Raw genomic sequence first — 18,336 nt, 5'->3', positions numbered from 1 at the left:
CTGAGTCAGGCGAAGTAGGACAATTGTCGGCTTCTCGACATCATCAGCGATCTTGAATGGCCTTCCTCGCACTCGGTATTAACCACAAGACTGCTTCCGTAGACGTCCGCGAGCGCGTGGCTTTTACCCCGGAACAGCTGGTTGAGGCCTTGCAGCAGCTCTGCCGACTCACCGACAGCCGCGAAGCTGCGATCCTCTCCACCTGCAATCGCAGTGAACTCTATATAGAACAGGATCAGCTTTCTGCCGATACCGTGTTGCGCTGGTTGGCCGATTATCACCATTTGAGCCTCGATGAGCTGCGTGCCAGCGCTTATGTGCATGAAGATGATGCGGCCGTTCGTCACATGATGCGTGTCGCCTCCGGGCTCGATTCGCTGGTGTTGGGCGAACCACAGATTCTCGGCCAGATGAAATCGGCCTACGCCGTGGCCCGCGAGGCCGGCACCATTGGTCCGCTGCTTGGGCGTTTGTTCCAGGCCACGTTCAATGCGGCGAAGCAGGTGCGCACCGACACCGCCATCGGTGAAAACCCGGTGTCCGTGGCGTTTGCCGCGGTCAGCCTGGCGAAACAGATTTTCAGCGATTTGCAGCGCAGCCAGGCATTGCTGATCGGCGCTGGCGAGACCATTACCCTGGTCGCCCGCCATTTGCATGAGCTGGGCGTGAAGCGGATCGTGGTCGCCAACCGGACCCTGGAGCGCGCCAGCATCCTGGCTGAGCAGTTTGGCGCCCACGCGGTGCTGCTCTCGGACATCCCGGCAGAACTGGTGCGCAGTGATATCGTCATCAGCTCGACCGCCAGCCAGTTGCCGATTCTTGGCAAAGGCGCGGTAGAAAGTGCCTTGAAATTGCGCAAGCATAAACCGATCTTCATGGTTGATATCGCTGTACCACGGGATATCGAACCGGAAGTCGGCGAGTTGGACGACGTTTACCTCTATAGCGTCGACGATCTCCACGAAGTGGTCGCCGAAAACCTCAAGAGCCGTCAGGGTGCTGCCCAGGCGGCGGAAGAAATGGTTTCCATCGGTGCCGACGACTTCATGGTTCGTCTGCGTGAACTGGCGGCGGTGGATGTGCTCAAGGCCTATCGTCAACAGAGCGAACGCCTGCGCGATGAAGAATTGCAAAAAGCCCAGCGCCTGCTTGCCAACGGCAGCAGCGCTGAAGACGTGCTGGTGCAACTGGCTCGTGGCCTGACCAACAAACTGTTGCATGCCCCCAGCGTGCAGTTGAAAAAGCTTACCGCCGAAGGCCGCCTCGATGCGCTGGCCATGGCCCAGGAACTCTTTGCCCTCGGTGAGGGTAATTCGGATAGCTCTTCGGATAAAAAACCGCAATGAAAGCGTCACTGCTCAATAAGCTGGACATCCTCCAGGACCGTTTCGAGGAACTGACCGCCTTGCTTGGCGATGGCGAAGTCATTTCCGATCAGAACAAATTCCGCACCTATTCCAAGGAGTACGCGGAAGTTGAGCCGATTGTCGCCACCTATAAACAGCTGCTCAAGGTTCAGGGCGATCTCGAAGGTGCCCAGGCGCTGCTCAAGGACAGCGATCCGGACATGCGCGAAATGGCCGTCGAAGAAGTCCGCGAAGCCAAAGAGCAACTGATCGAACTTGAAGCCAGCCTGCAACGCATGCTGCTGCCCAAGGACCCGAACGACGGGCGCAACGTGTTTCTGGAAATTCGTGCCGGCACCGGTGGTGACGAAGCGGCGATTTTCTCCGGTGACCTGTTCCGCATGTATTCGCGTTACGCCGAACGGCGTGGCTGGCGGGTCGAGATTCTGTCGGAGAACATCGGGGAGCACGGCGGCTTTAAAGAAGTTATCGCGCGGGTCGAAGGCGACAATGTCTACGGCAAGCTGAAGTTCGAATCCGGCGCACACCGCGTGCAACGGGTTCCGGCCACCGAGTCCCAGGGCCGTATCCACACCTCGGCCTGCACCGTGGCGGTGTTGCCGGAGCCGGACGAACAGGAAGCGATCGAGATCAACCCGGCAGATTTGCGCGTCGATACCTATCGTTCCTCCGGTGCAGGCGGTCAGCACGTGAACAAGACCGACTCGGCGATCCGGATTACCCACTTGCCGTCGGGCATCGTGGTCGAGTGCCAGGAAGAGCGTTCCCAGCACAAGAACCGGGCGCGGGCGATGTCCTGGCTCTCGGCTAAATTGAACGACCAGCAAACCAGCGCCGCGGCGAATGCCATCGCCAGCGAACGCAAATTGCTGGTGGGCTCGGGCGACCGTTCCGAGCGAATCCGTACCTACAACTTTGCCCAGGGCCGGGTCACCGACCACCGGGTCAACCTGACGCTGTATTCCCTCGACGAAATCCTCGCGGGTGGCGTCGAAGCTGTGATCGAGCCGTTGCTGGCCGAGTATCAGGCTGACCAACTGGCAGCGATAGGTGAATAAATGACCATCATTGCCAGTTTGTTACGTGCAGCCGACCTGCCAGACTCGCCGACCGCGCGCCTGGATGCCGAGTTGCTGCTGGCCGCGGCCCTGGGCAAGTCACGCAGTTTTCTGCACACCTGGCCGGAGCGCATCGTTCCCAGCGAAGCCGCGCTGACCTTTGCCGAGTACCTGCAACGTCGCCGCGCCGGCGAGCCGGTGGCCTATATTCTCGGCCAGCAGGGTTTCTGGAAGCTGGACCTGGAAGTGGCGCCGCACACGCTGATCCCGCGCCCGGACACCGAGTTGCTGGTCGAGGCTGCGCTGGAACTGTTGCCCGCAACACCCGCCACGGTTCTCGATCTGGGCACCGGCAGCGGCGCGATTGCCCTGGCGTTGGCCAGCGAGCGTCCAGCCTGGCAAGTCACGGCAGTGGACCGGATCCTCGAGGCCGTGGCCCTGGCCGAGCGCAATCGCCAGCGTCTGAACTTGAACAACGTCACGGTGCTGAGCAGTCACTGGTTCAGTGCGCTGAAAGATCATCGCTACACGCTGATCATCAGCAACCCGCCTTATATCGCCTGCGCCGACCCGCATCTGGTGGCCGGTGACGTGCGATTCGAACCAGCCAGCGCGTTGGTGGCCGGCACCGACGGGCTCGATGATTTGCGTTTGATCGTCGCCCAGGCGCCGCAGCACCTGGAAGCGGGCGGCTGGTTGATGCTCGAGCACGGTTATGATCAGGCCGATGCCGTGCGCGATTTGTTGCTGACCCAAGGTTTTGAAGAGGTCCACAGCCGCAAGGACCTCGGTGACCATGAACGTATCAGTCTGGGGCGTCTACCGTGCTGAATGATCAGGAGCTGTTGCGTTATAGCCGGCAGATTCTGTTGCAACACGTCGACATCGACGGCCAATTGCGACTCAAGCAAAGCCGCGTCTTGATAGTCGGCCTCGGCGGGCTCGGTGCGCCGGTCGCGCTGTACCTGGCGGCGGCCGGCGTCGGCGAGTTGCATCTGGCGGATTTCGACACGGTCGACCTGACCAACCTGCAACGGCAGATCATTCACGACACCGACAGCGTCGGGTTGAGCAAGGTCGACTCGGCGATCCGGCGTCTGACGGCGATCAACCCCGAGATTCAACTGATCGCTCATCGCACCGCACTGGACGAAGACTCGTTGGCGGCTGCGGTGTCGGCGGTCGACGTGGTGCTCGACTGCTCCGACAATTTTTCCACCCGCGAAGCGGTGAACGCGGCGTGTGTGGCGGCGCGAAAACCCTTGGTCAGCGGCGCGGCGATTCGCCTGGAAGGGCAGTTGTCGGTGTTCGACCCACGTCGCGCCGAGAGCCCGTGTTACCACTGCTTATACGGGCACGGCAGCGAAGCCGAACTGACCTGCAGCGAAGCTGGCGTGCTCGGTCCGCTGGTGGGGTTGGTGGGCAGCCTGCAAGCGCTTGAGGCGCTGAAACTGTTGGTCGGGTTCGGTGAGCCGTTGGTGGGACGGTTATTATTAATCGATGCCTTGGGGGCGCGGTTCCGTGAGTTGCGGGTCAAGCGTGATCCAGGCTGCAGTGTTTGCGGGGGCAGGCATGCGTGAAGCGCCCATCGGCGTGTTCGATTCCGGGGTCGGCGGGTTGTCGGTGCTGGCTGAGATCCAGCAATTGTTACCCAATGAATCGCTGTTGTATGTCGGCGATTGCGGGAACATTCCCTATGGCGAGAAATCTCCCGAGTTCATTCGCCAACGTTGCAGCGTAGTCGCGGAGTTTTTTGTCCGGCAGGGTGCCAAGGCCTTGGTCGTGGCCTGCAACACGGCAACCGTGGCCGGTGTCGCGGATTTGCGTCGCGACTACCCGGACTGGCCCATCATCGGCATGGAGCCTGCGGTCAAGCCCGCCGCTGCGGCCACTCGCAGTGGCGTGGTCGGTGTACTCGCCACCACCGGGACGTTGCAGAGCGCCAAGTTCGCTGCCTTGCTCGACCGTTTTGCTACCGATGTGCGGGTCATCACTCAGCCGTGCCCAGGGTTGGTGGAGCTGATCGAAGCCGGTGACCTGCACAGCCAGGAGCTGTGCCAGTTACTGGCCGGTTATCTCGAACCTCTGCTGGCGGCTGGATGTGACACGATTATTCTCGGTTGCACGCACTATCCTTTCCTCAAGCCATTGCTCAAGCAGATGCTCCCCGCCGACATCAGCCTGATCGACACTGGCGCGGCGGTTGCCCGGCAAACCCAGCGCCTGCTGGCCGAGCGTGAGTTGCTCGCAGAGGGGCCACCTCGCGACGCGCAGTTCTGGACCAGTGCCAGCCCCGAGCATTTGAGAAATATCCTGCCGCTGCTCTGGCGTAACGCCGGGGTTGTGCAAAGCTTCAGTCTGTAGAAAGTCGTTTTGGGGAGCGCTTCAAGTGGGTGCATTCCTATTGAAGCGTGGATCTTCATAGCACGTCTGTTGAGCCAAAAAAACAAACACAATCGTTCAGAAAGGGATGTTTCTCATGAAGCGACTGTTCTGTTTAGCCGCGATCGCGGTCGCGTTGTTGGGGCACAGTTTTACCGCACAAGCGGCTGGCGTCGAGTTTGCGGTTGGCCAGACCAGCGGTTCGACCCAGACTTATCGCCTGGGCCTGCAATGGGATTGGGATAAAAGCTGGTGGCAGACAGATGTCGGGCGCGTGACGGGCTACTGGAGCGGTGCGTACACCTATTGGAATGGTGACAAGACCGTAAGCAATCACAGCCTGTCGTTCTCTCCGGTGTTCGTTTATGAGTTTTCCGGGCAAACCGTCAAACCTTATCTGGAGGCCGGCATCGGCGTTGCGGTATTCGCTCACGACGAAGTGGACGATCGCCGGTTGGGCGAGGCTTTTCAATTTGAGGATCGATTGGGGTTCGGCCTGCGGTTTGCTGGCGGGCATGAAATCGGGATTCGCGCGACGCATTACTCCAACGCCCATATCAACGTCACCAATGACGGTATAGAAAGCTTCGCGTTGCATTACACGATGCCGCTGTAATGACGGGCTGCTTTATTGTGTGCGGGCTTTTGTGGGAGCGAGCCTGCTCGCGATAGCGGTCTGACAGTCAGCTGCAATGTTGAATGTTAAACCGCTATCGCGAGCAGGCTCGCTCCCACAGGTATATTTGGCTGACTTGCACTCAGCGATACGCCGTCGCAATCCCCTGACGCTCGTCGATGCACTCCGGCGCACCCATCTCGAACTCCCGGCAGATCAGCGGGCGTTTTTCATAAATGGTGCACATCATGCTGTCGCGATCCAGCGCGGCGCACCAACCGTCATCCAGGCGCAGCATGACTTCCCCGCCCCAATCGTCGGTGTCGATGAAACGTTCGGGCACGCCAGTGTCGGTGATCAGCATGACTTCGAGCTGGCAACAGCAGGCTGCACAGGTCGAGCAGGTGACCGCCGGTTCGGCGATGGTCTTGATGGGGATCGTGTTCATAGGCGCGCAGTGTAAGGCAGCGCGCCGGTACTGTGTGAAAGGCCTGACGGACGCTCAATCCGATGAGGCTGCCGACAGGCGTTGGTCATGACCTGTTTACGGTGTATCGATACTCGGTGGTGAGCGCCTGGCCATGCGTTTTCCGATCACTAATTTTCCGCGGCTGGACATTGTCGACAGCGGCCAGAGTGCTGCCATGGACAGGGCGAGGAGGGGGACTTCCTGTGGGCGCTGCCCGAGTGTTTCGACGACATAGTGTGCAGCTTTGTCGGCTGACCACATCTGTGGCATCTGATGGTCGCTGTTCCCGGTCAGCGGGGTGCCGATGAAGCAGGGGCTAACCAGCGTGACTTCAATACCTTCCGGTGCCAGATCGATGCGTTGGGACTCAAACAGGCACCGCAGCCCGGGTTTCGAGGTGCCATAGGCTTCGGCCCGAGGCAGGGCCAGGTCGGTCACCGAGCTGGCGATACCCACCAGATGTGGCTTTACTCYGGCGCGCAGTAACGGCAATGCGGCTTCGATGCAATAGCTGCAGGCGAGCAGGTTGGTGCGCACCACGTGTTCGATGATCGAGTTGTCGAATCGCCTGGTGTCAACATATTCACAGGTGCCGGCGTTGAGGATCACGGTGTCCAGCGAGCCCCACTCCTGATGGATCCGCTCGCAGATCTCGCGCACGGTCTGGCTGTTGGTCAGATTGCCCGCCACCACCAGCACTTGTCCCGGATAGCGCTGGGCCAGGACTTTCAATGGTGCAATCGTGCGGGCGCTAACCGCCAGGTGCGCGCCGGACTTCAACAGTTCTTCGGCCATTGCAGCGCCAATACCGTTGCCGGCTCCTGTCAGCCAGTATCGCCGTGGCGTTGTATGACTCAATCCATTCTCCTTTTCAGCCATGTATCGCTCCGACATCCAGGCGCGAAGGCAAGTGTTTGAACGCCGCCAGTGCGCGTTCGCGTGACAGCCCCAGATCGACGATCGGCAGTGGATAGTCGGCCACGCCAAACAGTCCGCCCAGGGTCGCCGGGTTGTGGATAGCTTTGTTGTTCAGCCCCGTCAGTTCCGGCAGCCAGTGCTTGATGAACAGACCTTCAGTGTCGAATTTTTCCGACTGGCTCAGCGGGTTGAAAATCCGGAACCAGGGCGCCGAATCGGTGCCGGTGGAAGCGCTCCACTGCCAGCCGCCGTTGTTCGCGGCCAGATCGCCATCGATCAAATGGCGCATGAAGAATCGCTCGCCTTCGCGCCAGTCGATCAGCAGGTTTTTTGTCAGGAACATTGCGACGAGCATCCGCAGACGGTTGTGCATCCAGCCGGTTTCCAGCAGTTGGCGCATGGCCGCGTCGATGATCGGCAACCCGGTACGCGCCTCTTTCCAGGCCGCCAGCTCATCCGGAGCGTCGCGCCAGGCCAGCGCTTCGGTTTCCGGGCGAAAGGCGCGGTGTCGGGAGACCCGTGGATAGCCCACCAGAATGTGTTTGTAAAACTCGCGCCAGAGCAATTCGTTGATCCAGGCGACAGCACCGGCGCTGCCACTGTCGAACTCGCCTTGATTGCTTTTCAGGGCGGCGTGCAGGCACTGGCGTGGCGAAATCACCCCGGCTGCGAGGTACGCGGACAGCTGGCTGGTACCGGGTTGTGCCGGGAAGTCGCGTTGGTCTTTGTAGTGATCAATCTGCCCTTGGGCGAAGTTCGCCAGACGCCGATGGGCCTCACCTTCACCGGCCGGCCAGAGCGCGCGCAGAGGTTCGCTTGGCGTGTCGAAACCCTCGACCTGCAATGGAATCGGGTCCCGGATGATGGCCGTTGGCACCTGAACTCCCGGGGCGGCAATCAGGCGCGGTAACACGCCGTGCAGGCGGGCGTAGCAAGCTTTGCGGAACTGGCTGAAGACCTGAAAGTACGTACCGGTTTTGGTCAGCACGCTGCCGGGTTTGAACAGCAATTGATCGAGGTAGCTGTTGAAGCCAATGCCCGCAGCGTCGAGAGTCTTGCTGACGGCCGCATCACGGCGACTTTCGTTCACACCGTATTCCTCGTTGGCGTGAACCGTCTCGACGTTCAGCACTGTGCCTAACTGGCCAAGTACCTGCGGTGCATCTTCCCAGCGCTCGGCAGTACGGATCAGCAAGGGAATGTTCAGCTCGCCGAGGGCCTGGCTCAACTCGCGCAGGTTGCGCAGCCAGAAATCCACTTTGCACGGTGCATCGTCGTGGATCTGCCATTGCTGCGGGCTCAACAAATACACCGCCACGCACGGGCCACGAGCAGCGGCGGCCGAGAGGGCGGTGTTGTCATGTACGCGCAAGTCGCTGCGCAGCCAGATCAATTGCAGAAGGTTTTTGCGTACACGCATTTAAATGAGCCCACGCTGAACCAGTGCCTGATGGGCCGACAACGGATCTTCGGCCAGAAATAAATCGGCTATTTCAGAGGTTTTGGCGGACAACTCGGCGTGGTGGATGCACACCGCAGGGCCGGCAATGAGTTTTGGGCAGCCGACATTGGTCAGAAGTTTCGATAAATGTTTGAGATCGATTGATTGGCTGGAATACAGCAGCACACCGCGCGCTTGCAGATGCTCGACCGCCAGAGCCAGTTCGCCGGTCGGCAACGGCCAGTCGAACACTTCCACGGGGCAATCGGCGCTGCTGAGCAGCCAGGCAGTGAGCCACAGATGCGGCTCCAGGGGTAAGTCGGAGTGATTGACCAGCAGCAACGGCGTGCCGCGCAACTGACGGTTGTTGTGGTAGACCCTCGCACCGAACTTGCTGCGCAACCAGGAATAAAAGAACCCCCGCTCCATCTGCGCGCCGAACTGACCTTGCCAGCGCTGCTCGAGTTCGGCCAGCAGCGGCATCAGCAGTTGTTCGCACAAAGTACGCGGTGGATACAGCGACATGGCCTGATTGAGCGTGTCGTCGACCTGACGCTCGGCCAGTTGGCTGATCGCCTGTATCAGGTTCAGTCGCAAGGCGTGCCAGTCGTTCCCGACTGGGCCGCTCAACGTTTGTCGCGTCCCCAGCAGTTGCTTGACCTGGCTGACGGCTACGCCGCGATTGAGCCAGGTGAGGATGTTATGGATCCGTTGCACATGCTCGGCCGAGAACAGCCGGTGTCCCTTGGGCGTGCGCTGCGGCACGATCAGCCCGTAACGGCGTTCCCAGGCGCGCAGAGTCACGGCGTTGACGCCGGTGATTCGGGCGACATCGCGGATCGGCAGCCAACCGTCCTCCAGGGCCTGTTGATAGTCGGCGCCGAGGTCGTCGTCAGGTTTGGTTTTCATTTAAATCGCATTTCGCAAGCTGAGATTTTCCGGGTGCGGTTGCAGGTACGCCTGCCGCGTGACGTACGGATCGGGATGATGGCGCAAGTGATGCTTGAGCAATGTCAGCGGCACCACCAAGGGCACGATGCCGTGGCGGTACTGGCCGATCACATGCTGCACTTCCTGTTTGTCTTCGGCGCTGATGACCTGTTTGAGATAGCCGCTGAGGTGTTGCAGCACATTGGTGTGGGTGCCGCGGGTGGCACATTTTTTCAGTGCCGTCATCAGTTCGCTGAAATAACGCGGGCCGAGTTCATCGGGATCGGTCTGGCCCATATCACCCAGGAGTTTGCCCAAGGCTTTGTATTGCAGTGGGTTATGGGCCATCAACAGGTACTTGTAGCGTGCGTGAAAGTCGGTCAGGCCATTGCGACTCAAGCCGTTTTTCAGCAGCTCCTGCCAGGCCGCGTAGGCAAATACCCGGGTCAGGAAGTTTTCGCGTAGTACGGGATCGTTCAGTCGACCGTCTTCTTCCACCGGCAGGTCCGGGTGGCGGGCACAAAACGCTTGAGCGTAGATGCCGCGTGCACCGCCGTCGCGCGGGCTGCCATTGGGGTGGTAAACCTTGACCCGCTCCAGGCCACAGGACGGTGATTTCTGCATGAAGATATAGCCGCAAATGTCGCCCAGCGCGCCGGCCATTTGCTGGCCGTAGTTCGCCAGCGGCTGAGTGACATCCAGTTCGTGGTGAACCGTACCGACGGCTTGAGGATGCTGCGGATCGCCGACCAGTCGAATCGGTTCCCGGGGAACTCCCAGACCGATGGCAACTTCCGGGCACACTGCAATGAACTCGAAATAATCCGTGAGGGTTCGACTGCACAGCGAAGAGGCTTTATGCCCGCCGTTGTAACGCAACTCGGCGCCCATCAGGCAGGCACTGATAGCGATTTTTGGTTTGCTTGCGGAGTCGCTGGGCATGGAGGCACCTCGGATCTATACCTGTACAGGCTGTTTGCGCTGTACAGCTCGGTTTGATCATAGATCCAAAGGTGTACAAGTCAAATTGTTTGTACAAGTTTCGCTCGAAGGCTAAACCTCTGTAGCTGCCCCATCGTTCAGTGGATGCGCGGGTTGATGCGCTTCACTGCAGGTGGGCGTGCAGACGACGAGCCGCTTCCTGACCGCTCATCCAGGCCCCTTCGACACGCCCTGACAGGCACCAGTCGCCGCACACGTACAAACCCAGGTCGGCATCGGCCAATACGCCCCATTCATGGCTGCTGGACGGGCGTGCGTAGAGCCAGCGATGGGCAAGGCTGAAGACCGGTGCGGGCATGGAGTCGTGCAGCAACTCGGCGAAGGCACCGTGCAGTTGTTCGATCACTGCCTCTTTGGACAGGTCGATATGTTGTCGGCTCCAGTTGCTGTTGGCGTGCAATACCCAGGTGTCGAGGGTGGTGTCGCGCCCCGGCTTGCTACGGTTACGCGCCAGCCAGTCGAGCGGGCTGTCCTGCACAAAGCAGCCTTCCATCGGCGTATCCAGCGGCGTGTCGAAGGCCAGCGCAATGGCCCAGGTCGGGTCCATTTTTACCCCGGCGGCGACCCCGGCGAGTTTCGGCGCGGCGGCCAGCAGGGCGGTGGCCTGCGGCGCAGGCGTAGCGATGACGACATGGCTGAAGGGACCGTGGGTGAAGCCTTCGGCATCCTGCAAATGCCAATGTTCTTCGCCGCGATAGACCTCGGTAATCCGGCAAGCGAAATGCGCTTCCGTATCGCCGATCAGCGCTCGGGTGATGGCGCTCATGCGAGGGGTGCCGACCCAGCGGGTCTGTTCATCCGGTGATGGGCTGAGCTGGCCGCCCTGATAGTGGTAGAGCTGCGGCGTCCATTCGGCGACCCAGCCATTGGCTTGCCAGCGCTGGACTTCAATGACAAAGCGGCGATCACGGGCGGTGAAATATTGTGCGCCCATGTCCAGTGCGCCGGCGTCGCTGCGTTTGCTCGACATGCGACCGCCGCTGCCACGGCTTTTATCGAACAATTGAACGACGTACCCGGCCTCTTGCAAGGCTTGGGCTGCCGAGAGTCCGGCAATGCCGGTGCCGATGATTGCGATGGGTACAGTCATAGAGGCCTCGTTTACCTTTCTGTACAGGCTACGCTGCAGGTTAAACCTGTACAACATCGATTTCTGGTATAACTTTCAGCGTTCTCGTTCTGACAGGTTCGCCTATTGTTAAACACAGAACCTGTCTGATCCGAAACACCCCTGCTTATAAAAATAGACTAGTGATCAGGGTAAAACGCCACGCGAGGAAGAAGTCATGCACATATTGCTGACCGGCGGTACTGGTTTGATAGGACGTCAACTCTGCCGACACTGGTTGAGCCAGGGTCATAGCCTGACGGTGTGGAGTCGCAGGCCCGAACAAGTCGCCAAATTGTGCGGCGCTCAGGTACGTGGCGTCAGGCGTCTGGAAGACATTGGCCAACGCCCGGTGGATGCGGTGATCAATCTCGCGGGCGCCCCGATTGCTGATCGCCTCTGGACTCATCGACGCAAGGCGCTGCTCTGGAGCAGTCGTATCAAGCTTACCGAAACCCTGCTGGCGTGGCTTGAAAGCCGTGAGCAGAAACCGCAGCTGTTGATTTCGGGCTCTGCGGTCGGCTGGTACGGCGACGGCGGTGAGCGTGAGTTGACCGAAAAATCACCGCCGGTCAGCGAAGACTTCGCCAGCCAGTTGTGCATTGCCTGGGAGGAGACCGCACAGCGCGCCGAGGCGTTGGGGATTCGGGTAGTGCTGGTGYGTACCGGGTTGGTGCTGTCGGCGGAGGGCGGCTTTTTGTCGCGGCTGTTATTGCMATTCAAATTGGGGCTGGGCGGGCCGATCGGCAATGGTCGGCAGTGGATGCCGTGGATTCACATTGATGATCAAATCGCCCTGATTGATTTTCTTCTGCATCAGAAAGACGCCAGCGGTCCTTATAATGCGTGCGCGCCAAAACCGGTGCGCAATCGCGAGTTCGCCAAGACCCTCGCCAGCATTTTGCACCGGCCGGCGTTTATGCCGATGCCTTCATTTGTGCTGAAGGTCGGTCTTGGCGAGTTGTCACTGTTGCTGCTGGGTGGTCAGCGGGCAACCCCCGCGCGCCTGCTGGCGGCGGGTTTCACATTCCGCTTCACTGATTTGCGTGCGGCCCTGGACGACGTGTCCAGCCGCCTTTGAAATAGGACGTTGCATGACCGATCACGCGTTGCTCCTGGTCAATTTGGGTTCGCCCGCTTCCACACAGGTGGCGGACGTGCGCAGCTACCTCAATCAATTTCTGATGGACCCTTATGTCATCGACCTGCCATGGCCGGTGCGACGTTTGCTGGTCTCGCTGATTCTGATCAAGCGCCCTGAGCAATCGGCTCACGCCTATGCCTCGATCTGGTGGGACGAAGGTTCGCCGCTGGTGGTGCTCAGTCGCCGTTTGCAGCAAGCGATGACCGCGCAGTGGACCCAGGGGCCGGTCGAGTTGGCCATGCGTTACGGCGAGCCGTCGATTGAGTCGGTGTTGACCCGGATGGCTGCTCAAGGGATCAAGAAAATCACCCTTGCACCGCTTTATCCACAATTCGCCGACAGCACCGTGACCACGGTGATTGAAGAGGCCAAGCGGGTGGTGCGCGAGAAGAAACTGGATGTGCAGTTCTCGATTCTCCAGCCGTTCTACGATCAGCCTGAATACCTCGATGCGCTGGTGGCCAGTGCCAGGCCGTATCTGGAGCAGGATTACGATCACCTGCTGCTGAGTTTCCATGGTTTGCCGGAGCGGCACCTGAAGAAGCTCAACCCGGGCCATAGCTTTGAGGGGGGCGGTGATTGCTGTGTCGGCGCGCCGCCGGAAGTGGTTGCAACCTGCTATCGCGGTCAGTGCCTGCGTACCGCGGCAGCATTTGCCGAGCGCTTGGGGTTGCCGGACGGCAAATGGTCGGTGTCGTTCCAGTCACGGCTGGGCCGCGCCAAATGGATCGAACCCTATACCGAAGCGCGCCTCGATGCGTTGGCCAAGCAGGGCGTGAAGAAGATTCTGGTGATGTGCCCGGCGTTCGTGGCCGACTGCATCGAAACCCTGGAAGAGATCGGTGATCGTGGGCTCGAGCAGTTCCGCGAGGCGGGAGGCGAGGAGTTGGTGCTGGTGCCGTGTCTCAACGATGACCCGCAGTGGGTGCAGGCGTTGAACACCTTGTGTGAAAGAGCGCCGCTGGCTTTGTAGGCGAGCGGTAATGTGGCGAGGGAGCTTGCTCCCGCTCGGCTGCGAAGCAGTCGTAAATTCGGCAAACGCGATATGTTTGAAGATATGCGGTTGCAGGTTTTAGGGTCGCTTCGCGACCCAGCGGGAGCAAGCTCCCTCGCCACAGGGGGCTGTGTAAGCCGTTACAGCAACGGCTCATCCGCCTTCTTGTGCTTCCAGCTGTCATTGCCCGGCAGAATCAGGTTCAGCGCAATCGCCACGACAGCGCACAGCGCGATGCCCTTGAGGCCGAAATCCTGCGCGCCGGTACCGGTGCCGACCAGCATGCCGCCAATCCCGAACACCAGCGTGACCGAGACAATCACCAGGTTGCGTGCTTCGGCCAAATCGATCTTGTGGCGGATCATGGTATTCATGCCCACCGCCGCAATCGACCCGAACAACAGGCAGAGAATCCCGCCCATCACCGGCACCGGGATGCTTTGCAGCAGTGCGCCGAACTTGCCGATAAACGCCAGGCTGATGGCAAAGATCGCCGCCCAGGTCATGATTTTCGGGTTGTAGTTCTTGGTCAGCATCACCGCGCCCGTCACCTCGGCGTACGTGGTGTTGGGTGGGCCACCGAGCAGGCCGGCGGCAGTGGTTGCGATGCCATCGCCAAACAGCGTGCGGTGCAGGCCGGGCTTTTTCAGGTAATCACGTCCGGTCACGCTGCCGACTGCGATCACGCCGCCGATATGCTCGATGGCCGGGGCCAGCGCCACCGGGACGATAAACAGAATCGCCTGCCAGTTGAATTCCGGAGCGGTGAAGTGCGGCAACGCAAACCACGGCGCGGCAGCAATCTTCGCGGTGTCGACGACACCAAAGAAGAACGCCATGGCAAACCCGACCAGTACACCGGAGATGATCGGCACCAGGCGGAAAATGCCTTTGCCGAACACGGCCACGATCAGCGTCGTCAGCAGCGCCGGCATGGAGATCATCATGGCTGTCTGGTAATGAATCAGCTCGGAGCCGTCACCGGCCTTGCCCATCGCCATGTTCGCGGCAATCGGCGCCATCGCCAGGCCGATCGAAATGATCACCGGGCCAATCACCACTGGTGGTAGCAAGCGGTCGATGAAACCGGTGCCCTTGATCTTCACGGCCACGCCGAGAAAGGTATAAACGAAACCGGCCGCCATCACCCCGCCCATGGTCGCCGCGAGGCCGAACTGGCCCTTGGCGAGAATGATCGGGGTGATGAAGGCAAAGCTCGACGCCAGGAACACCGGCACTTGCCGCCCGGTGACCACCTGGAACAGCAGAGTCCCGAGGCCCGCCGTGAACAGCGCGACATTCGGGTCGAGGCCGGTAATCAGCGGCATCAACACCAACGCGCCAAACGCCACGAACAGCATCTGCGCGCCAGACAGCACTGTGCGCCAGAGCGGGTCGTTGAACTCATCCCGCATGCTCACGCGTCCTTCTGCTTGGTGCCGAAGATCTTGTCGCCGGCATCGCCCAGACCCGGAATGATGTAGCCGTGCTCGTTCAGTTTTTGATCGATGGACGCGGTGTAGATGGTCACGTCCGGGTGAGCCTTTTCTACCGCGGCGATGCCTTCAGGAGCGGCCACCAGGACCATCGCGCGGATGTCCTTGCAACCGGCCTTTTTCAGCAGGTCGATGGTGGCGACCATCGAACCGCCGGTGGCGAGCATCGGGTCGATGATCATTGCCAGGCGTTCGTCGATTTCCGGAACCAGTTTTTCCAGATACGTGTGCGCTTCGAGGGTTTCCTCGTTGCGGGCCACGCCCACGGCGCTGACTTTGGCGCCCGGGATCAGGCTGAGCACGCCTTCCAGCATGCCGATGCCGGCGCGCAGGATCGGCACGACGGTGATTTTCTTGCCGGCGATCTTCTCGACCGAAACCGTGCCGCACCAGCCTTCGATATCGTAGGTTTCAAGGGGCAGGTCTTTGGTGGCCTCGTAGGTCAGCAGGGCGCCGACTTCCTGAGCGAGTTCGCGGAAATTCTTAGTGCTGATGTCGGCGCGGCGCATAAGGCCAAGTTTGTGTCGGATCAGCGGATGGCGGATCTCACGGATGGGCATAGGGAAAGGCTCCGGCGGCGGGCAAAAAAACCGGCCTAGATTAATCTATCCGAGGGTGTTGTCCTATAGACATACAGTACGTTAGTCCAGAAACGCTTGATCTGACCCGGCTGGATGCGTACCTTTGCTCGCTTTTCCGAATCCGCCACCCCCTTGGAGAGCACCATGTCCGCTGATCTCGAGCATATCCGTCAAATCATGCGAGAGGCTGACTGCCTGTACACCGAAGCTGAAGTCGAGGCGGCCATCGCCCGCGTGGGTGCGCAAATCAACGATCAGCTGGCTGATAGCAACCCGGTGGTCTTCTGCGTGATGAACGGTGGCCTGATTTTCTCCGGAAAACTGCTGACCCATCTGAATTTCCCGCTGGAAGCGTCCTACCTGCACGCTACCCGCTATCGCAATGAAACCAGCGGCGGCGACCTGTTCTGGAAGGCCAAGCCAGAAGTCTCGTTCATCGACCGTGACGTGCTGATCATCGACGACATCCTCGACGAAGGTCACACCCTGGGCGCGATCATCGACTTCTGCAAACATGCTGGCGCCCGCGCCGTGCATACCGCCGTACTGATCGATAAAGACCACGACCGCAAGGCCCGCCCGGACCTGAAAGCCGATTTCGTCGGTCTGCCGTGCATCGACCGCTATATCTTCGGTTACGGCATGGACTACAAAGGCTACTGGCGCAACGCCGCCGGGATCTACGCCGTCAAAGGAATGTAAGACATGGCCGCGCCGAGCTTTCTTGATCAAGCACTGTTTACCGAGCTGGCCGAGAAAGCTGCGGCCAATCCTCGTGGCCGGCAGCATCACAACTTCCATCAGATGGAAGAACCCTGCCACCGCATTGCGATAGGGTTGCAACCGTCGACCTACATTCCGCCACATCGGCATTTGAGCGATGACAAGGCTGAAACCCTGCTGGTCCTCAAGGGCCAAATTGGTGTGCTGGTTTTCGACGAAGCAGGTCATGTCACGAGCAAGCGGATCTTGCAGGCCGGTGGCGAGACGGTGGGTGTCGACCTGCCGGCAAAGATCTACCACAGCCTGGTCGTGCTGGAAGCAGACAGCGTGATATTCGAATGCAAGGCCGGCCCTTATCGCCCGGTGGGCGAGGGTGAACACGCGCATTGGGCACCCCGCGAAGGCGAGCCCGGCGTTGCTGACTATCTCGCCTGGATGCGCGCGCAGTTCGACTGACAGTGAACAGCGGGCATCAACCCGCTTGATTCAGCTCCTCGCGGGTATACACCCCATCGACCAGCCGCAAAATACCCAATGGATTGGCGTTCTTCAGGGCGTCCGGCAGTAACCTGTCCGGGCAGTTCTGATAGCACACCGGTCGCAGGAAGCGCTCGATTGCCAGGCTGCCGACCGAGGTGCCGCGAGCATCCGACGTCGCGGGATACGGTCCGCCGTGGACCATTGCATCGCACACTTCGACACCGGTCGGATAACCGTTGAGCAGCAGGCGTCCGGCTTTCTGTTCGAGGATCGGTATCAGCTGCGCGCACAGCGCCAGGTCTTGCGGATCAGCGATCAGCGTAGCGGTCAATTGCCCGTGCAAGGCCAGCAGCGCCAACCTGAGTTCTCCCTCGTCGGCCACCTCCAGCACGATGCTGGCCGGGCCGAAAACCTCCTCTTGCAGCACTTCGTCCCCTTCAAGCAGCAGGCTGACGTCAGCCCTGAACAACTGCGGCTGCACCTGATTGCCTGACGTGCAGGCGCCGCTCAAACGCGTCACCCGTGGATGCTCCAGCAAGCGTTGCACGCCGCCTTCATAGCTACGCCGGGTACCGCTGTTGAGCAGGGTCTGGGGCGGTTTTTCATTGATTTGCGCGGTGAGTTGTTCGATGAAAGCGCTGAACGCCGCCGAACGCAGGCCGATGATCAACCCCGGATTGGTACAGAACTGGCCGCCCCCCAGCACGATCGAAGCGCTCAACTCACTGGCGATGCTTGCGCTGCGAGCCGCGAGTGCGGCGGGTAGCAGCAGCACCGGGTTGATGCTCGACATCTCGGCAAACACCGGTATCGGTTGCGGCCGTGCAGCGGCCATGTCGCACAGCGCCCGGCCACCTTTGAGCGAGCCGGTGAACCCCACCGCCTGGATCGCCGGGTGTTTGACCAGCGCCTCACCGACGCCCGCGCCATAAATCATGTTGAACACGCCCTCGGGCATACCACTGCGCTGCGCTGCGCGAATGATCGCTGCCGCCACCAGTTCGGCGGTTGCCATATGCCCGCTGTGGGCCTTGAACACCACCGGGCAGCCGGCGGCCAGGGCGGCGGCGGTGTCGCCGCCGGAGGTGGAAAACGCCAGCGGAAAGTTGCTCGCACCGAACACCGCCACCGGGCCCAGGCCAATGCGCCATTGGCGCAAATCAGGCCGTGGCAACGGTTGGCGCTCAGGCAGGGCACGGTCGATACGCGCTCCGAGGAAGTCGCCTTGACGCAGCACTCGGGCGAACAGCCGCAACTGGCCGCTGGTTCGCGCCCGTTCGCCCTGAATCCGCGCAGCGGGCAGGGCCGTCTCGCGGCAGACGATGGCGATGAAGTCATCGCCCAGGGCGTCAATTTCTTCGGCGATCGTCTCGAGAAAACCGGCGCGCACCGTGGCAGGCAGGTTGCGATAAATCGGGTAGGCCCTGGCGGCGAAGTGTGCGGCGTTGTCGACTTCCTCGATGCTGGCCTGGCTGAAGCCATAGGGCAGCGGTTCACCGCTGTGGGCGTCGACGCTGTGCAGGACCTGATCACCTGCGGCGCTGCGGCCGAAGCCGATAAAGTTGTGGCCGATAATGGCGGACATAAAAAATGCTCGGCATGGCCGCGCTCGATACCGAGCGCGGCA

General features: G+C 60.6%; 19 protein-coding genes. 10 read left to right on the top strand and 9 right to left on the bottom strand.

What is annotated here, in order from left to right:
* Window positions 1-56: 56 nt before the first annotated feature.
* The 6 genes from hemA to AC1DIH_RS23690 all read left to right on the top strand — a co-directional run bounded on the left by hemA (window position 57) and on the right by AC1DIH_RS23690 (window position 5,423).
* Window positions 57-1,346 (top strand): glutamyl-tRNA reductase, encoded by a 1,290-nt coding sequence (gene hemA / locus AC1DIH_RS23715; RefSeq protein ID WP_145019834.1) that lies wholly within the window; start codon window positions 57-59, stop codon window positions 1,344-1,346.
* Window positions 1,343-2,425: a peptide chain release factor 1 gene (gene prfA, locus AC1DIH_RS23710; RefSeq protein ID WP_477773489.1), complete on the top strand. Its 1,083-nt coding sequence runs from the start codon at window positions 1,343-1,345 to the stop codon at window positions 2,423-2,425. The genes hemA and prfA overlap by 4 nt, the downstream gene beginning before the upstream one ends.
* The gene (gene prmC, locus AC1DIH_RS23705) at window positions 2,426-3,256 is read left to right on the top strand and encodes a peptide chain release factor N(5)-glutamine methyltransferase (RefSeq protein ID WP_477773488.1); all 831 of its coding nucleotides are present in this window, start codon (window positions 2,426-2,428) and stop codon (window positions 3,254-3,256) included.
* A complete protein-coding gene (locus AC1DIH_RS23700; RefSeq protein ID WP_103318437.1) occupies window positions 3,250-4,005 on the top strand; it encodes a molybdopterin-synthase adenylyltransferase MoeB in 756 nt (251 codons plus the stop codon). The genes prmC and AC1DIH_RS23700 overlap by 7 nt, the downstream gene beginning before the upstream one ends.
* Complete coding sequence (murI, locus tag AC1DIH_RS23695) at window positions 3,998-4,789, top strand: glutamate racemase (RefSeq protein WP_429540278.1); 792 nt, start codon at window positions 3,998-4,000, stop codon at window positions 4,787-4,789. The genes AC1DIH_RS23700 and murI overlap by 8 nt, the downstream gene beginning before the upstream one ends.
* Before the next feature lie 115 nt (window positions 4,790-4,904).
* Window positions 4,905-5,423, top strand: a complete 519-nt coding sequence (locus tag AC1DIH_RS23690) for an acyloxyacyl hydrolase (protein ID WP_477773487.1) — start codon at window positions 4,905-4,907, stop codon at window positions 5,421-5,423.
* A gap of 142 nt (window positions 5,424-5,565) precedes the next feature.
* Here the strand turns inward: AC1DIH_RS23690 and AC1DIH_RS23685 are convergent, their stop codons facing one another.
* The 6 genes from AC1DIH_RS23685 to AC1DIH_RS23660 all read right to left on the bottom strand — a co-directional run bounded on the left by AC1DIH_RS23685 (window position 5,566) and on the right by AC1DIH_RS23660 (window position 11,273).
* On the bottom strand, window positions 5,566-5,871 hold the full coding sequence (locus AC1DIH_RS23685) for a YkgJ family cysteine cluster protein (protein ID WP_145019823.1): 306 nt from the start codon (window positions 5,869-5,871) through the stop codon (window positions 5,566-5,568).
* A 96-nt stretch (window positions 5,872-5,967) separates the two neighbouring features.
* Window positions 5,968-6,750, bottom strand: coding sequence for an SDR family NAD(P)-dependent oxidoreductase (locus tag AC1DIH_RS23680; protein WP_477773486.1), 783 nt, complete (start codon window positions 6,748-6,750; stop codon window positions 5,968-5,970).
* 13 nt (window positions 6,751-6,763) lie between these two features.
* Window positions 6,764-8,209 carry a deoxyribodipyrimidine photo-lyase gene (gene phrB / locus AC1DIH_RS23675; protein ID WP_477773524.1) on the bottom strand — a complete coding sequence of 482 codons (1,446 nt, stop codon included), beginning with the start codon at window positions 8,207-8,209 and terminating at the stop codon, window positions 6,764-6,766.
* A gap of 21 nt (window positions 8,210-8,230) precedes the next feature.
* Window positions 8,231-9,160: a MerR family transcriptional regulator gene (locus tag AC1DIH_RS23670; RefSeq protein ID WP_477773485.1), complete on the bottom strand. Its 930-nt coding sequence runs from the start codon at window positions 9,158-9,160 to the stop codon at window positions 8,231-8,233.
* Complete coding sequence (locus tag AC1DIH_RS23665) at window positions 9,161-10,123, bottom strand: YbgA family protein (protein WP_477773484.1); 963 nt, start codon at window positions 10,121-10,123, stop codon at window positions 9,161-9,163. It lies immediately after the preceding gene.
* A gap of 163 nt (window positions 10,124-10,286) precedes the next feature.
* The gene (locus tag AC1DIH_RS23660; protein WP_427531450.1) at window positions 10,287-11,273 is read right to left on the bottom strand and encodes an NAD(P)/FAD-dependent oxidoreductase; all 987 of its coding nucleotides are present in this window, start codon (window positions 11,271-11,273) and stop codon (window positions 10,287-10,289) included.
* Between the two features lie 196 nt (window positions 11,274-11,469).
* On the opposite strand from AC1DIH_RS23660, the gene AC1DIH_RS23655 reads away from it, so the two are divergent.
* On the top strand, window positions 11,470-12,372 hold the full coding sequence (locus AC1DIH_RS23655; RefSeq protein ID WP_477773483.1) for a TIGR01777 family oxidoreductase: 903 nt from the start codon (window positions 11,470-11,472) through the stop codon (window positions 12,370-12,372).
* A 13-nt stretch (window positions 12,373-12,385) separates the two neighbouring features.
* A complete protein-coding gene (gene hemH, locus AC1DIH_RS23650; RefSeq protein ID WP_477773482.1) occupies window positions 12,386-13,408 on the top strand; it encodes a ferrochelatase in 1,023 nt (340 codons plus the stop codon).
* Between the two features lie 161 nt (window positions 13,409-13,569).
* Here the strand turns inward: hemH and AC1DIH_RS23645 are convergent, their stop codons facing one another.
* Both AC1DIH_RS23645 and upp read right to left on the bottom strand, forming a co-directional pair.
* Window positions 13,570-14,844: a uracil-xanthine permease family protein gene (locus AC1DIH_RS23645; protein ID WP_054595634.1), complete on the bottom strand. Its 1,275-nt coding sequence runs from the start codon at window positions 14,842-14,844 to the stop codon at window positions 13,570-13,572.
* Window positions 14,845-14,846: 2 nt separating this feature from the next.
* Entirely contained in the window at window positions 14,847-15,485 is a 639-nt protein-coding gene (gene upp, locus AC1DIH_RS23640; RefSeq protein ID WP_019693615.1) for a uracil phosphoribosyltransferase, read from the bottom strand.
* Between the two features lie 165 nt (window positions 15,486-15,650).
* Here upp and AC1DIH_RS23635 point away from each other — a divergent pair, with 165 nt between their 5' ends.
* Together AC1DIH_RS23635 and AC1DIH_RS23630 are read left to right on the top strand one after the other, a co-directional pair.
* Complete coding sequence (locus tag AC1DIH_RS23635) at window positions 15,651-16,208, top strand: hypoxanthine-guanine phosphoribosyltransferase (RefSeq protein WP_054595635.1); 558 nt, start codon at window positions 15,651-15,653, stop codon at window positions 16,206-16,208.
* Between the two features lie 3 nt (window positions 16,209-16,211).
* On the top strand, window positions 16,212-16,685 hold the full coding sequence (locus AC1DIH_RS23630) for a WbuC family cupin fold metalloprotein (RefSeq protein ID WP_477773481.1): 474 nt from the start codon (window positions 16,212-16,214) through the stop codon (window positions 16,683-16,685).
* 16 nt (window positions 16,686-16,701) lie between these two features.
* Here the strand turns inward: AC1DIH_RS23630 and AC1DIH_RS23625 are convergent, their stop codons facing one another.
* The gene (locus tag AC1DIH_RS23625) at window positions 16,702-18,294 is read right to left on the bottom strand and encodes an aldehyde dehydrogenase (NADP(+)) (RefSeq protein ID WP_477773480.1); all 1,593 of its coding nucleotides are present in this window, start codon (window positions 18,292-18,294) and stop codon (window positions 16,702-16,704) included.
* Window positions 18,295-18,336 lie beyond the last annotated feature (42 nt).

The sequence above is a fragment of the Pseudomonas sp. 05N36 genome, from assembly GCF_056397385.1.
Note: the sequence above shows the minus strand (reverse complement) of the source record. Positions and strands in the feature narration are given on the sequence as shown.